Raw genomic sequence first — 13,087 nt, forward strand, 5'->3', positions numbered from 1 at the left:
AGCCGGTGGAGTCCCCCGCGACTCCGCCGGGCGCCGGGTTTTGCGCCGGGCGCCCACCACCCTGCCGCCCCCGGGGGGGGGGCCCCCCCGGGGGGGGGGCGCCCCCCCCCGCGTGCACGGGCCTACTGCGGGTCGGGCCCCACCGCGACCGGCCGGTCCGGGTCCGACGACCACTGGGACCACGAGCCCACGTACAGCGCCGCGGGGATGCCCGCCACCGCCAGCGCGAGCACCTCGTGAGCACCCGACACGCCCGAGCCGCAGTACACGCCGACCTCTCCCTCCTCCTTGGCGCCCAGGGCTTCGAAACGCGCCCGGAGTTCCTCCGCGGGCAGGAAGCGGCCGTCCGACGCCACGTTGTCGGACGTGGGCGCGGACACGGCGCCCGGGATGTGGCCGCCGACCCGGTCGACCGGCTCGGCGTCGCCTCGGTAACGCTCCCCCGCGCGGGCGTCGAACAGCACCCCGGAGCGGGCCAGCGCGGCGGCCCCGTCCGCGTCCAGCAGGCCCGCCGTACCCGGCGCCGGCGTGAAGTCGCCCTCCACGGGCGTCGGGACGTCCGTCGACAGCGGCGCCTCCCAGGCCGCCAACCCGCCGTCCAGGACCCGCACGTTCGGGTGACCCGTCCAGCGCAGCAGCCACCAGGCGCGGGACGCGGCCCACCCCTGGCCTCCGTCATAGGCGACGACCGGCCGCCCGGACGACACGCCCGCCCGGCGCATCGTCGCGCCGAACTCCGCCACGTCGGGCAGCGGGTGCCGACCGCCCGCGCCGGGCGCGGAGGCGAGTTCCCTGTCCAGGTCGACGTAGACGGCACCGGGAAGGTGCCCGGCCGCGTACTCGGCCCGGCCGTCGAACGGCGGGGCGCCGGCCGCCTTAGCCGTGCTCAGCTGCCAGCGGACGTCGAGCAGGACGGGAGGGCCGGCGCCGGCCAGTTCGTCGACGAGTTCGGATGCGGAGATGATGGCGTTCATGGCCCCATCCTGGCGTACCGAGTGGCCGAGACGTCGATGTCGGGCTACTCTGCCCGCCGGACAGCACCGATCACGAGGCGTACGGGTTCGGGCACATGCTGTACCGGCGGGCAGCCGGGCTGCCCACGAGCGCGCCCGAAGTGCGCGGCACCGGATCCGGTGCCGGCACCGGCGCGGAGGTCCGTCGGAGCGGAATCCGTCAGACGGAAGCGGACGCACGGCCCGCGCAGGGCCGAGAAGAGAGTGACGATGACCTACGCACGGGGGTCGGCCGGCCGAAGCGGCGAGACGAACGCCCGGCGCGCACCCGGCACACCCTGCTGGGTGAGTCTGATGGTGCACGGGCCGGCCGCGACCCACGACTTCTACGGGGCCCTGTTCGGCTGGGAGTTCCGACCAGGACCGCAGCAACTGGGCCCCTACGCACGGGCCCTGCTCGACGGGCAAGGGGTGGCGGGAATCGGCCAACTGCCCCCGGACCGGCAGCTGCCCATCGCCTGGACGCCCTACTTCGCCTCCGACGACGTCGATCGGACGGCCGAGACGGTGCGCCTGTGCGGTGGCACGATCGGCGTCGGCCCGCTGGACGCCGGTGAGGCCGGTCGCCTGGCCCTCGGCTCCGATCCGTCGGGCGCCGTCTTCGGCATCTGGGAGGCCGCGGCGCACCTCGGCACCGCCGTCACGGGCGTACCCGGCGCCCCCGCGTGGAACGAACTGACGACCTACGAGGCGGCGGGCGTCGCCAAGTTCTACGAGACGGTGTTCGGCTTCGAACTGGGCCCTGGGGTCTCAGCCGACGTCGACTACGTGACCCTGTGCCTCGACGGCCGCCCCGTCGCCGGTCTTCACGGCGTCGGCACCGCCCTGCCCCGCGACCGGGGGCCGCACTGGGTGACGTACTTCGAGGTGGCCGACGCGGACGAGTCCCTGGGGCGTCTCGTCGGGCTGGGCGGGCATGTCCTCAGGCCCGCGCAGGACACGCCCTACGGCCGGGTGGCGATGGTGGCGGATCCGGAGGGGGCGCGGTTCGCGCTGCTGCACAGCGAGCGGTGACTGCCGACGGTCCTCCTGGAGAGCCGGTGCACCCCCGCTCGGTCATTCGCCGGCTTCGGCGTACAGGAGACCGGCCGCTCCTCGTGGTGCTCGCCCCGCCCTCCTCCCGGCCACGGGGTCCGGGCCACGGCGACCGTCGGCGAGGTCCGGGAGGCGCTGAGGGCGGTAACCCCTTCCGCGGGGACACGCCCGCCATGGCGTCAAGCAGGCGACACCGGCAGCACGTCCGGCGAGAGCGCTGCCGCCCGGGCCGTCGCGGCGGTCGTACGGCGCCGGTGGTGGCGTCGGCACAGCACCTCGTAGCCGACCTCGTCGGGGGACTGGGCCACATCGCCGACGACCACCTGGGCGCCCTCGACGACCATGACGCCGCCGATGGTGCGGGCGTTGTGCGTGGCGCGGGCGCCGCACCAGCACAGGGCTTCGACCTGGAGCACCTCGACACGGTCGGCCAGCTCCACCAGCCGCTGGGAGCCGGGGAAGAGCTTGGAGCGGAAGTCGGTGGTGATGCCGAAGGCGTACACGTCGACGTCGAGGTCGTCGACCACGCGCGCGAGCTGGTCGATCTGGTCGGGCGCGAGGAACTGCGCCTCGTCCGCGATGACGTAGTCCACGCGGCCGCCCTGCGAGAGGTGGTCGACGACGTGGGCGTACAGATCCTGGCCGTCCCCGACCTCCACCGCGTCGGTGACGAGACCGAGGCGCGAGGAGAGCTTGCCCTCGCCCGCGCGGTCGTCGCGGGTGAAGATCATGCCGGCCAGGCCGCGCGCCGAGCGGTTGTGCTCGATCTGCAGAGCCAGGGTCGACTTCCCGCAGTCCATCGTTCCGGAGAAGAAGACCAGCTCGGGCATGAGGGGTCGGGCACCTTTCGGCGAAGGAGGAGTGGCGGCGTCGGTGGGCGTCAGGAGCGTACTTCGAGCAGCGGGAGGAGCTGCTCGGCAGGGGTCATCGAGCCGTGGTTCCCGACCATCGCCGACTCCTTGGGTTCGCGCTCGGAAGCGATGAGCAGGACGTCGTCGCGCGCGGCGGCGACCACGTCGCCGATGCGGTCGTACACCCGGTCGTCGACGCGTGGGCCGAACCAGCCCGCCGCGATCGCCTCGTCCCGGGACGCCACCCAGAACTGCTCGCCGAGAACCTCGCGCCAGCAGGTCAGCACGTCGCTCCGGGCACCGGGGACGGCGTACACGTGCCGGGCGCGGCCCTCGCCGCCGAGCAGGGCGACGCCCGCCTTCAGCTCCCAGTCCTCGTCGAAGTCGATGCGGTGCTCCTCGTCGAAAGGCACGTCGACCATGCCGTGGTCGGCGGTGACGTACAGGGCGCTGCGCGACGGCAGCTGTTCGGCGAGGCGCTGGACGAGCCGGTCGACGTGCCCGAGTTGGCCGCGCCAGGTGTCGGAGTCGACGCCGAAGCGGTGGCCCGCGCCGTCGACCTCGGCGTAGTAGGTGTAGACGAGGGCGCGGTCGGCGGCGGCCAGCTGCTCGGCTGCGCAGTCCATCCGGTCCTCGCCGGACAGGCGTCCGTGGAACTCGCCGCCACTGAGCGCGACCTTGGTCAGCGGGGTGTTCGCGAAGGTCGGCGAGGAGACCTGGGCGGCGTGCACGCCCGCCTCGTGGGCGAGGCCGAAGACCGTGGGGTACGGCTGCCAGGGGGCGGGCGCGGTCCACGGCAGCCAGCGCAGCTGGTTCATCAGCGCGCCGGAGTCCGGATTGCGCACGGTGTAGCCGGGCAGGCCGTGGGCGCCCGGCGGCAGACCGGTGCCGACGGAGGCGAGGGAGGTCGCCGTGGTCGCCGGGTAACCGGCGGTGATCGGGCGCCCGGTGCCGCCGCGGGAACTGCCCACGAGCGAGCTGAGGAAGGGGGCGTCGTCCGGGTGGGCGCGCAGCTGCTCCCAGCCGAGGCCGTCGATCAGGAACACGCAGTTGCGGTCGGCGGGGGTCAGTTCGGTGATGCCCGCGGTCATGCCGGGGACGCCGAGGCCGGCGGCCAGGGTGGGCAGCAGGTCGGCGAGGGAGCCCGTGCCGTACTCGGGTACGGGGGCGGACTCGACGGGGAGCGGTTCCGGGTGGGTGTCCCAGGCGGTGTGCTGCACCATCAGCGGGCGGAGTCCGCGGTCGCCTCGGAGAGGGCCTGCGCGAAGCTGAGCGCCTGGCGCACCGTTTCGGGGCCGTCTCCGGCCTCGCTGACGCGGAGGCTGAGGTCGTCGGCCGTCGAGCTGCCCGTGTAGCCGTGGTCGGCCTCGCAGTTGGGGTCGCCGCAGGCGGCCGGTTCCAGGTCGAGGCGGGAGACGGCGCCCCAGCCGATGGTCAGCACGATCTCGCGGGGCAGGGTGCCCGGCTTGTACTGCTCCGGGTTGGCGACGACGCGGCTGACGACGATGGACGAGATCCGGCCGAGCTTGACGGACTCCGTGGACGTCGTGGTGTACGGCGTCGGCGAGGTGTCGTCGGCGGCCTGCTCGTCGGTGTGGCTCACGATGAAGCGGTTGCCGGTGAGCACCAGCACGGTCACGTGCCGGCGTACCTCGTTCTGGTCGAACGTCGTCTCCTGATGCACCAGGTACGACCGCACGGGCTCACCGCCCACGGCGGCCTCCACCGCCTCGGCCACGAGGGCCGGGTAGTAGCCGCTGCGCTCGATCGCCGCTCGCAGCCCCTGGGTCGTCGTACTGGTCTTGGCCATGCCGTCCATCCTACGGGGACCCGCTGACTGCGAGGGACGCTCCCGCGGTACCCGTGGTGGGCCGTGCCCGGGCCGTGGCGGATCAGTAGGCCGGCAGGGTCCGCGGGCCCAGGTCGTCCCTGGCGGGAGGGGGTGCGAGGCGGACGGAGGCGCCGAGGACGCTCAGGCCGCGCGGGGCGACCACGACCGGTTCCAGGGTGACCGCGACGACTTCCGGGTGGTCGTCGACCAGCCGGGAGACCCGCAGCAGCAGCTCCTCAAGGGCGGCGGCGTCTACGGGCGCCGAGCCGCGCCAGCCGAAGAGGAGGGGCGCCGTGCGGATCGAGCGGATGAGCGACGTGGCGTCCCGGTCGGTGACCGGAATCAGCCGGTGCGCCATGTCGCCGAGCAGCTGCGTGGCTGCGCCGGCGAGGCCGAAGGAGAGCACCGCGCCGGCCGCCGGGTCGATGACGGCCCGTACGACCGTGTCGACACCGCGCGGTGCCATGCCCTGCACCACCGGGCGCAGCTCCGCGGGCGTGCCGAACAGCCCGGTCAGTTCGCCGTAGGCCCGTCGCAGTTGTTCCTCGTCCGCCAGGTCGAGGCGTACGCCCCCCAGGTCGGCGCGGTGGCGCAGGTGGGGGGCGGTGGCCTTGAGGGCGACGGGGTAGCCGAGGGTCCGCGCGGCGGCCGCGGCGTCGTCGGGAGTGGGGGCGGGCAGGGCGCGGTGGACGTGGACGCCGTACCCGCCGAGCAGGTCGCAGGTCTCCTGGGCGCCGAGGGTGAGCCCCTGGCCGCGCGCGAGGTGCCCCGCTATCCGCGCGGCGGCGCCCTTCTCGTCGATGTCCTCGTACTCGGGCACCTTGCCCGGGTCGGCGGCGTCGCGTCGCCACTGTGCGTAGGCGACGGCCCGGGCGAGGGCGCGGACGGCACGCTCGGCGGCGGGGTAGGCGGGGATGAGGTGGGTCCCCTCCGGGGCCCGGACGGGGGGCGGCGGCTGGGCCGGGGCCGCGGGCGGAGCCTCCTCGGGAGGGCTGAAGGCGGCCCGGGGGGCAGTACTGGGAGCGGCCTGGGGAGCGGTGCTCGCCGCCGCGGACAGGGCCTGCGCCAGGCCGCCCAGCTCCACGTGGACCACGAGGACCGGCTTGGTGGGGACCGCGGCCGCCGCCGATCGCAGGGCCTCCGCCAGCGCGGCGTCCCCGGCCGGCCCCTCCCCCACCGCCGGGATGGCGGTCACCACGACCGCGTCGCAGGTGTCGTCGGCCAGGGCCCGGGACAGGGCCGCGTGGAAGTCGTCGGCCGACGCGGCGGTGGTCAGGTCCAGCGGGGGGTGCGGTCGCAGTCCCTCGGAAAGGCACGCGTCGTAGGTCAGCAGGCCCAGTGACTCCGAGTTGCCCAGGACGGACACCCTCGGTCCGGCGGGCAGCGGCTGGCGGGCGAGCAGCAGCCCCGCGTCGACCAGGTCGGTGATCGTGTCGACGCGGATCACGCCGGCCTGCCGCAGCAGCGCGGAGACCGTCGCGTGCGGCAGCCGTGTCGCCCGGACGGCGTGCCCCTGCGGTGCCACGCCGCCGTGCCGGGCTCCCTGCACCACGACCAGGGGCTTGGCCGCCGCGGTCCGCCGGGCCAGGCGGGTGAACTTGCGCGGGTTGCCGATGGACTCCAGGTACATCAGCGCGACGTCGGTCTCCGGGTCGTCGTACCAGTACTGGAGGACGTCGTTGCCGGAGACGTCGGCACGGTTGCCGGAGGAGACGAAGGTGGACACGCCGGTGACCCCGGTGACCCCGCCGCCGCGGCGGTGCAGCCGGGACAGCAGGGCGATGCCGATGGCGCCGGACTGGGCGAACAGGCCGATCCGGCCGGGTCGCGGCATCTCGGGGGCGAGAGAGGCGTTGAGCCGCACGTCCGGGGAGGTGTTGATGATCCCGAAGGCGTTGGGCCCGATGATGCGCATGCCGTACGTGCGCGCCTGCCGTACGAGGGCGCGCTGGCGTTCGCGTCCCTCCGGGCCGCTGTCGGCGTATCCGGCGGAGATCACCACCAGTCCCTGGACGCCGTGCTCCCCGCACTCGGTGACGACGGCGGGGGCGTGCTCGGCGGGCACGGTGACGACGGCCAGGTCGACGGGCCCGGCGATGTCGCGCACGGAACGGCACGCCGGGACACCGTCGAGTTCCTTCTGATCCTCGGGAAAGGCCCTGTTCACGGCGTACAGCCGGCCCGTGTAGCCCGCGTCCCGGACGTTGCCGAGGATGCTGCGGCCGACGCCGCCCGGGGTACGGCCGGCGCCGATGACCGCGACCGAACCGGGCTGCAGCAGCCGCTGGACGGAACGGGCCTCCGCACGGTGCTCGCGCGCGTACTGCACGGCCAGCGAACGTTCGGTGGGTTCGAGATCGAACTCCAGGCGGACCACACCGTCCTCGAAGCTCCGCTTCTGCGTGTACCCGGCGTCCATGAAGACTTTGATCATCTTGTTGTTGGCGGGCAGCACCTCGGCGGCGAAGCGGCGGATCCCGCGCTCGCGGGCGACGGCGGCGATGTGTTCCAGGAGCGCGGAGGCGACGCCGCGCCCCTGGTGGACGTCCTGGACGAGGAAGGCGACCTCGGCCTCGTCGGCCGGAGCCGGGGCGGGCGTTCCGCCGGCGCCGATCCGGTCGTAGCGTACGGTGGCGATGAACTCGCCGCCGACGGTGGCCGCGAGTCCCACCCGGTCCACAAAGTCGTGGTGCGTGAAGCGGTGGACGTCCTTGGCGGACAGGCGAGGGTACGGCGCGAAGAAGCGGTAGTACTTCGACTCGTCGGAAACCTGCTCGTAGAAGCTGACCAGGCGCTCGGCGTCGTCGACGGTGATGGGGCGGACGCGCGCGGTGCCGCCGTCGCGCAGCACCACGTCGGCTTCCCAGTGAGCGGGATACTCGTGCCGGTCCGACGGGGTCTGCATGGGCCCCAGAGTACGGCTCGCGTACGACAACGGCGCGGGGCAGTCTGTGGAGGACGGAAGCTCGGACCGAGGCCGCGGTCCGAGGACCGTCCGGGACGGCACGCGGTCGTCCCGGCCTGCTTCACGATGTGGGAAACTGGTCTAGACAACACTGGTCTAGACAACCTAACCCCTCCGAACACCTGAAGGGCAGCATCACATGGCTGAGCGCCGCGTCAACGTCGGCTGGGCGGAGGGTCTCCACGCCCGCCCCGCCTCCATCTTCGTCCGAGCCGCCACGGCCACAGGCGTCCCGGTGACGATCGCCAAGGCCGACGGGTCCCCCGTCAACGCGGCCTCCATGCTGGCCGTCCTCGGCCTCGGCGCCCAGGGCGGCGAGGAGATCGTCCTCGCCTCCGACGCCGAGGGCGCGGAGGCGGCCCTGGACCGGCTGGCGAAGCTGGTCGCCGAGGGGCTCGAGGAGCTTCCCGAGACCGTCTGATGTGACGGCACACGAAAAGGCCCGCCCGGACCACCGGGCGGGCCTTTTCCCCGCCCCTTTTCCGGGCAGCAGAAAACAACCCCGGGAATTGGCCCTCTTTTGTATACGGCGCTCGCGTTAATGCCGCAGGCTCGGGATGTTTACGGAACGTTGCGCGTTCCTCACACCGTCCGGGCGGCCGCCGCCGGAGGTGAAGCGCAGCCGGTGCGCCGCCGTCGACCGTTCGACGTGCAGCGCCATGAGCGCCCGCGCGCGGTCCCCGTCACCCCGCGCCACCGCGTCGACGACCGCGCCGCGCTCCACCCAGTGGTCCACCGCACCGGCCGGCGCGTCCACGACGTACATCCAGGTGATCTTCCGGCGCAGCTGGGTCAGTATCGCCGTCAGGGAGGGACTGCCGGCGGCCTGCACGAGGGTCTCGTGGAACCAGCCCTCCAGCGCGCGCAGGTCCTCGCCGTGCCCGTGCCGGGAGCGCTCCCTGCCCAGCCTTACCAGGCCGCGCAGTACCTTGAGGTGGGCATCGGTGCGGCGCCGGGCCGCCCGGGAGGCGCCGAGCGGCTCCAGGAGGGTGCGGGTCTCCAGCAGGTCGGCGGCCTCCCGCTCGGTGGGCTCCGCCACGCACGCGCCCGCGTGCCGCCTGGTCACCACGAAGCCCTCGGCCTCCAGCGTGCGCAGGGCCTCGCGGACGGGGACGCGGGAGACGCCGTAACGGCGGGCGAGGAGCTCCTCGGTGAGCCGGCCCCCGCGTCCGTGCACCCCGGCGACGATGTCGTCCCTGATCGCCGTGCACACCGAATGCGCCGGAATTCGCATGACCGACCTCCGTCTTAATCCCCGTGGAACGTCGACGACTGACGCGTACTCAGCGACTCTAGGCCAATCAGGCGGGTATTCCGACGGCGGGACGGATTTCGTGGATATCTTTTGGCCTGCGGGCGTCCGCCGGGGAGGAACGGAATGCGAAAGCCCCGGCTCGCCCAGTCGGGGCTTTCGGGTGCCGTGACGGCCGTTCCGTACCTCCCCCGCCGTTTTGTCCGTCGTCAGACGTTCACGCCGTGGGCGCGGAGGTAGGCGACGGGGTCCATGTCCGAGCCGTACTCGGGGCTCGTTCGGGCCTCGAAGTGGAGGTGCGGCCCGGTGACGTTGCCGGTGGCGCCGGAGAGACCGATCCGCAGGCCCGGCCCGACCGACTGACCGACGGAGACGCCGATGGACGACAGGTGCCCGTACTGCGTGTACGTGCCGTCGTGCATCTTGATCACGACCTGGTTGCCGTACGCCCCGCCCCAGCCGGCCTCGACGACGGTGCCGACGCCGACCGCGTGCACGGTGGTGCCGCCGGCGGCGTGGAAGTCGATGCCGGTGTGGCTGCCGGAGGACCACAGGGAGCTGCCGGCCCGGTACGCGGTGGACACGTAGGAGGCGGTGATCGGCGCGACGAAGGTGTTGAGGCGCTTGCGCTCCGCCTCCCGCGCGGCGCGCTCCTTCGACTCGCGTGCCTCCTTGGCCGCCTCGGCCGCCCGCTCGCGGGCCGCCTCCTGGGCCGCCTGACGGGCGGCGGCGTCCACGGCCGCCTGCTTCTGTGCGACGGCCTGGGCGTCGATCTCGTCGGCTATGGAGTCGCCGATGGTGACGACCGGGGTGAGTCCGCTCTGCTCCACCTCGGCCTCGGCGGCGAGCGCCGGAGCGGCGAGGGTGCCGACGACGCCGGTGGTCGCGAGGGCCGCGACTCCCGCCGCGCGGGCGGTGGTGCGGTGCACCCGGCCGGTACGGCGGTGCTTCCCGGTGGCGCGCGTGAACGCCATGTAGAGGCTGGTCCTTTCCTTCCCTCTCGCCTACCGGGTTAGCTGACGGGTTCGGAGCAGGAAGGTCTCCTACGGACCCCCTCACGGTGCGCGCGGGCGTCCGATTCACCCCAGGGACTGCGATGGGTCCCCGGCTCCCCTGGCTCGCGCCGTACGGGGACTCGGCGATGACTGTCCGGTGCCGCGGGTGCGGCGCACTGCCTGACGAACAGCCTGGACGACGCTAAACGCGGCTGTCTTCAATCCTCAAACGCAACAGGGTTTTTGTAGCGCACACCACAGGGCAGAAGGGCAGCCACTCCCCCAATTCGGACAAACGGCGGCCCTGATGACACTCCGGTCACCGGGGCCGCCGTCCGCGTGTGCCGCTACTCGGCCGCCACCACGGTGACTTCACCGATGCCGAGGGCCTCCACCGGCGCCTTGATCTGCGTCGCGTCACCGACGAGGACCGTCACGAGACGGTCCACCGGGAAGGCGTTCACGACCGCCGCCGTGGCCTCCACGGTGCCCGTGGAGGCGAGTCGACGGTAGAGCGTCGCCTGGAAGTCGTCGGCGAGGTGCTGTTCGACCTGGTCGGCCAGGGTGCTCGCCACGGCCGCCGCCGTCTCGTACTTCAACGGCGCCACGCCCACCAGGTTCTGCACGGCCACGTCACGCTCGGCGTCGGTGAGCCCCTCCGCGGCCAGCTTGCGCAGCACCGTCCACAGGTCGTCGAGGGCGGGACCGGTGTGGGGTGTGTCGACGGAGCCGCTGATGGCGAGCATCGCGGCGCCCGAACCGTCCGGCGCGGAACGCAGCACCTGCCCGAACGCCCGCACGCCGTAGGTGTAGCCCTTCTCCTCGCGCAGGACGCGGTCCAGTCGGGAGGTGAGGGTGCCGCCGAGGCAGTAGGTGCCGAGCACCTGCGCGGGCCACACGCGGTCGTGCCGGTCGGAGCCGGTGCGGCCGATCAGCAGCTGCGTCTGGACGGCGCCGGGGCGGTCGACGATGACGACCCTGCCCCGGTCGTCGGCGGTCACCGGGGGCACGGAGCGCGGCTCGGCGGCCGAGCCGGTCCACGCGCCCAGGGTGTCGCCGAGCAGCGTGTCGAGGTCGACCCCGGTGAGGTCGCCGACGACCACGGCGGTGGCCGTGGCGGGGCGGACGTGCCTCTCGTAGAAAGCGCGCACGGCCGCCGAGTCGATGGCCGCGACCGTCTCCTCGGTGCCCTGACGGGGGCGCGACATGCGCGAGGCGGCCGGGAACAGCTCCTTGGAGAGCTCCTTGGCCGCACGGCGGGAGGGGTTGGCCAGCTCGTGCGGGATCTCGTCGAGCCGGTTGCGCACCAGCCGTTCGACCTCGCTGTCCGCGAAGGCGGGTGCCCTCAGCGCGTCGGCGGCCAGACCAAGGGCCTTGGCGAGGCGCGAGGCGGGCACCTCCAGGCTCAGCCGGACGCCGGGGTGGTCGGCGTGCGCGTCAAGGGTGGCGCCGCAGCGCTCCAGCTCGGCGGCGAACTCCTCGGCGGAGTGCTTGTCGGTGCCCTCGGAGAATGCGCGCGCCATGATCGTGGCGACGCCGTCGAGACCGGCCGGCTCGGCGTCCAGGGGCGCGTCGAGGAGCACCTCGACGGCGACGACCTGCTGACCGGGGCGGTGGCAGCGCAGCACGGTGAGGCCGTTGTCGAGGCTGCCGCGTTCGGGGGCCGGGAACGCCCACGGCCTGGGCTCGCCGGCCTGCGGCTGTGCGTGGAATTCCATGGTGGCGAGCTCGGTCACTTGGCCGCCTCCTCGTTCTCGTCGGTGGAGTCGTGCGTGTCGGCGTCGTGCGTGTCGCCGGGGGCGGTGGGTTCGTAGACGAGCACGGCGCGGTTGTCGGGCCGCAGGCGGGCCTTGGCGACCTCCCGGACCTCGTCCGCGGTCACCTCGAGCACCCGCTGTACGGCGGTGAGGGCGAGCTGCGGGTCGCCGAACAGGACGGCGTACCGGCACAGTTCGTCGGCGCGGCCCGCGACCGTACCCAGGCGGTCCAGCCACTCGCGCTCGAGCTGAGCCTGGGCGCGCTCCATCTCCTCGGCCGTGGGACCCTCCTCGGCGAACCGGGCCAGCTCCTCGTCGATGGCGGTCTCGATCACCGGCACCTCGACGTCACCGGACGTCTTCACGTCCAGCCAGCCCAGGGAGGGCGCCCCGGCGAGCCGCAGCAGGCCGAATCCGGCGGCGACGGCCGTGCGGTCGCGGCGTACGAGCCGGTTGTACAGGCGGGACGACTCGCCGCCGCCCAGGACGGTGAGGGCCAGGTCGGCCGCGTCGCACGCGCGCGTGCCGTCCTCCGGCAAGCGGTAGGCGGCCATCAGGGCGCGGGCCGGGACCTCCTCCTCGACGATCTCGCGCAGCTGCTCGCCCATCACGTCGGGCAGCGACCCGTCCCGCGGCGGCTGCTTGCCGTCGTGCGAGGCGATGGAGCCGAAGTACTTCTCGATCCAGGCGAGCGTCTGCTCGGGGTCGACGTCGCCGACGACCGACAGCACCGCGTTGTTCGGTGCGTAGTAGGTGCGGAAGAACGCGCGCGCGTCCTCCAGGGTCGCCGCGTCCAGGTCCGCCATCGAGCCGATCGGCGTGTGGTGGTAGGGGTGGCCCTCCGGGTACGCGAGGGCGGTCAGCTTCTCGAACGCCGTGCCGTAGGGGACGTTGTCGTAGCGCTGGCGGCGTTCGTTCTTGACGACGTCCCGCTGGTTCTCCATGGACTCCTCGTCAAGGGCGGCCAGCAGGGAGCCCATGCGGTCGGCCTCCAGCCAGAGGGCGAGCTCCAGCTGGTGGGCGGGCATGGTCTCGAAGTAGTTGGTCCGCTCGAAACTGGTGGTGCCGTTGAGCGAGCCGCCGGCTCCCTGCACCAGTTCGAAGTGGCCGTTGCCCTTGACCTGGGCGGAGCCCTGGAACATGAGGTGCTCGAAAAGGTGAGCCAGGCCGGTACGTCCCTTGACCTCGTGGCGGGAGCCGACGTCGTACCAGAGGCACACCGCCGCGACCGGGGTCAGGTGGTCCTCGGAGAGCACCACGCGCAGGCCGTTGGCCAGGCGGTGCTCGGTCGCTGTCAGGCCGCCGGAGTCTGCCTGGGCTGTGGCCGTGTGACCCATGGGCATGTACGTCCCTTCGATCGCGAAATCCTTGGTGGAATCACTTGGTGG

11 protein-coding genes and 1 riboswitch are annotated in these 13,087 nt (G+C 73.3%); of the genes, 2 read left to right on the top strand and 9 right to left on the bottom strand.

From position 1 onward, the window contains the following. Window positions 1-122: 122 nt before the first annotated feature. A complete protein-coding gene (locus ACGFYH_RS22540; RefSeq protein WP_393804947.1) occupies window positions 123-974 on the bottom strand; it encodes a sulfurtransferase in 852 nt (283 codons plus the stop codon). A gap of 249 nt (window positions 975-1,223) precedes the next feature. Here ACGFYH_RS22540 and ACGFYH_RS22545 point away from each other — a divergent pair, with 249 nt between their 5' ends. Beyond that, the gene (locus ACGFYH_RS22545; protein ID WP_393804948.1) at window positions 1,224-2,027 is read left to right on the top strand and encodes a VOC family protein; all 804 of its coding nucleotides are present in this window, start codon (window positions 1,224-1,226) and stop codon (window positions 2,025-2,027) included. 200 nt (window positions 2,028-2,227) lie between these two features. Here ACGFYH_RS22545 and ACGFYH_RS22550 read toward each other — a convergent pair whose 3' ends face one another. The 4 genes from ACGFYH_RS22550 to ACGFYH_RS22565 all read right to left on the bottom strand — a co-directional run bounded on the left by ACGFYH_RS22550 (window position 2,228) and on the right by ACGFYH_RS22565 (window position 7,635). Beyond that, complete coding sequence (locus ACGFYH_RS22550; RefSeq protein ID WP_393804949.1) at window positions 2,228-2,878, bottom strand: thymidine kinase; 651 nt, start codon at window positions 2,876-2,878, stop codon at window positions 2,228-2,230. Window positions 2,879-2,928: 50 nt separating this feature from the next. After that, window positions 2,929-4,122 (bottom strand): alkaline phosphatase family protein, encoded by a 1,194-nt coding sequence (locus ACGFYH_RS22555; RefSeq protein ID WP_393804950.1) that lies wholly within the window; start codon window positions 4,120-4,122, stop codon window positions 2,929-2,931. Further along, window positions 4,122-4,718 (bottom strand): DUF5998 family protein, encoded by a 597-nt coding sequence (locus ACGFYH_RS22560; RefSeq protein WP_393804951.1) that lies wholly within the window; start codon window positions 4,716-4,718, stop codon window positions 4,122-4,124. Before ACGFYH_RS22560 ends, ACGFYH_RS22555 begins: the two co-directional genes overlap by 1 nt. Window positions 4,719-4,791: 73 nt before the next feature. Then, complete coding sequence (locus ACGFYH_RS22565) at window positions 4,792-7,635, bottom strand: GNAT family N-acetyltransferase (protein ID WP_393804952.1); 2,844 nt, start codon at window positions 7,633-7,635, stop codon at window positions 4,792-4,794. A gap of 199 nt (window positions 7,636-7,834) precedes the next feature. Between ACGFYH_RS22565 and ACGFYH_RS22570 the strand changes: the two genes are divergently transcribed. Beyond that, complete coding sequence (locus ACGFYH_RS22570) at window positions 7,835-8,116, top strand: HPr family phosphocarrier protein (protein ID WP_007445064.1); 282 nt, start codon at window positions 7,835-7,837, stop codon at window positions 8,114-8,116. A gap of 117 nt (window positions 8,117-8,233) precedes the next feature. Here ACGFYH_RS22570 and ACGFYH_RS22575 read toward each other — a convergent pair whose 3' ends face one another. The 4 genes from ACGFYH_RS22575 to ACGFYH_RS22590 form a co-directional block, all read right to left on the bottom strand. After that, window positions 8,234-8,929 (bottom strand): GntR family transcriptional regulator, encoded by a 696-nt coding sequence (locus ACGFYH_RS22575; protein WP_393804953.1) that lies wholly within the window; start codon window positions 8,927-8,929, stop codon window positions 8,234-8,236. Between the two features lie 227 nt (window positions 8,930-9,156). Continuing rightward, complete coding sequence (locus tag ACGFYH_RS22580; protein WP_393804954.1) at window positions 9,157-9,921, bottom strand: M23 family metallopeptidase; 765 nt, start codon at window positions 9,919-9,921, stop codon at window positions 9,157-9,159. 12 nt (window positions 9,922-9,933) lie between these two features. Continuing rightward, a riboswitch (cyclic di-AMP (ydaO/yuaA leader) is annotated at window positions 9,934-10,098 on the bottom strand. Between the two features lie 191 nt (window positions 10,099-10,289). Continuing rightward, window positions 10,290-11,678, bottom strand: coding sequence for a M16 family metallopeptidase (locus tag ACGFYH_RS22585; RefSeq protein ID WP_393804955.1), 1,389 nt, complete (start codon window positions 11,676-11,678; stop codon window positions 10,290-10,292). Then, window positions 11,675-13,042, bottom strand: a complete 1,368-nt coding sequence (locus ACGFYH_RS22590; protein WP_393804956.1) for a M16 family metallopeptidase — start codon at window positions 13,040-13,042, stop codon at window positions 11,675-11,677. Before ACGFYH_RS22590 ends, ACGFYH_RS22585 begins: the two co-directional genes overlap by 4 nt. Window positions 13,043-13,087 lie beyond the last annotated feature (45 nt).

Source organism: Streptomyces sp. NPDC048392 (assembly GCF_043200575.1).
Lineage (GTDB): Bacteria > Actinomycetota > Actinomycetes > Streptomycetales > Streptomycetaceae > Streptomyces.

Coding starts and splice junctions, on each gene's coding strand:
- ACGFYH_RS22545 (WP_393804948.1), top strand. CDS start 1,224: ATGACCTACGCACGGGGGTCGGCCGGCCGAAGCGGCGAGACGAACGCC.
- ACGFYH_RS22565 (WP_393804952.1), bottom strand. CDS start 7,635: ATGCAGACCCCGTCGGACCGGCACGAGTATCCCGCTCACTGGGAAGCC.
- ACGFYH_RS22560 (WP_393804951.1), bottom strand. CDS start 4,718: ATGGACGGCATGGCCAAGACCAGTACGACGACCCAGGGGCTGCGAGCG.
- ACGFYH_RS22590 (WP_393804956.1), bottom strand. CDS start 13,042: ATGCCCATGGGTCACACGGCCACAGCCCAGGCAGACTCCGGCGGCCTG.
- ACGFYH_RS22580 (WP_393804954.1), bottom strand. CDS start 9,921: ATGGCGTTCACGCGCGCCACCGGGAAGCACCGCCGTACCGGCCGGGTG.
- ACGFYH_RS22540 (WP_393804947.1), bottom strand. CDS start 974: ATGAACGCCATCATCTCCGCATCCGAACTCGTCGACGAACTGGCCGGC.
- ACGFYH_RS22550 (WP_393804949.1), bottom strand. CDS start 2,878: ATGCCCGAGCTGGTCTTCTTCTCCGGAACGATGGACTGCGGGAAGTCG.
- ACGFYH_RS22575 (WP_393804953.1), bottom strand. CDS start 8,929: ATGCGAATTCCGGCGCATTCGGTGTGCACGGCGATCAGGGACGACATC.
- ACGFYH_RS22555 (WP_393804950.1), bottom strand. CDS start 4,122: ATGGTGCAGCACACCGCCTGGGACACCCACCCGGAACCGCTCCCCGTC.
- ACGFYH_RS22570 (WP_007445064.1), top strand. CDS start 7,835: ATGGCTGAGCGCCGCGTCAACGTCGGCTGGGCGGAGGGTCTCCACGCC.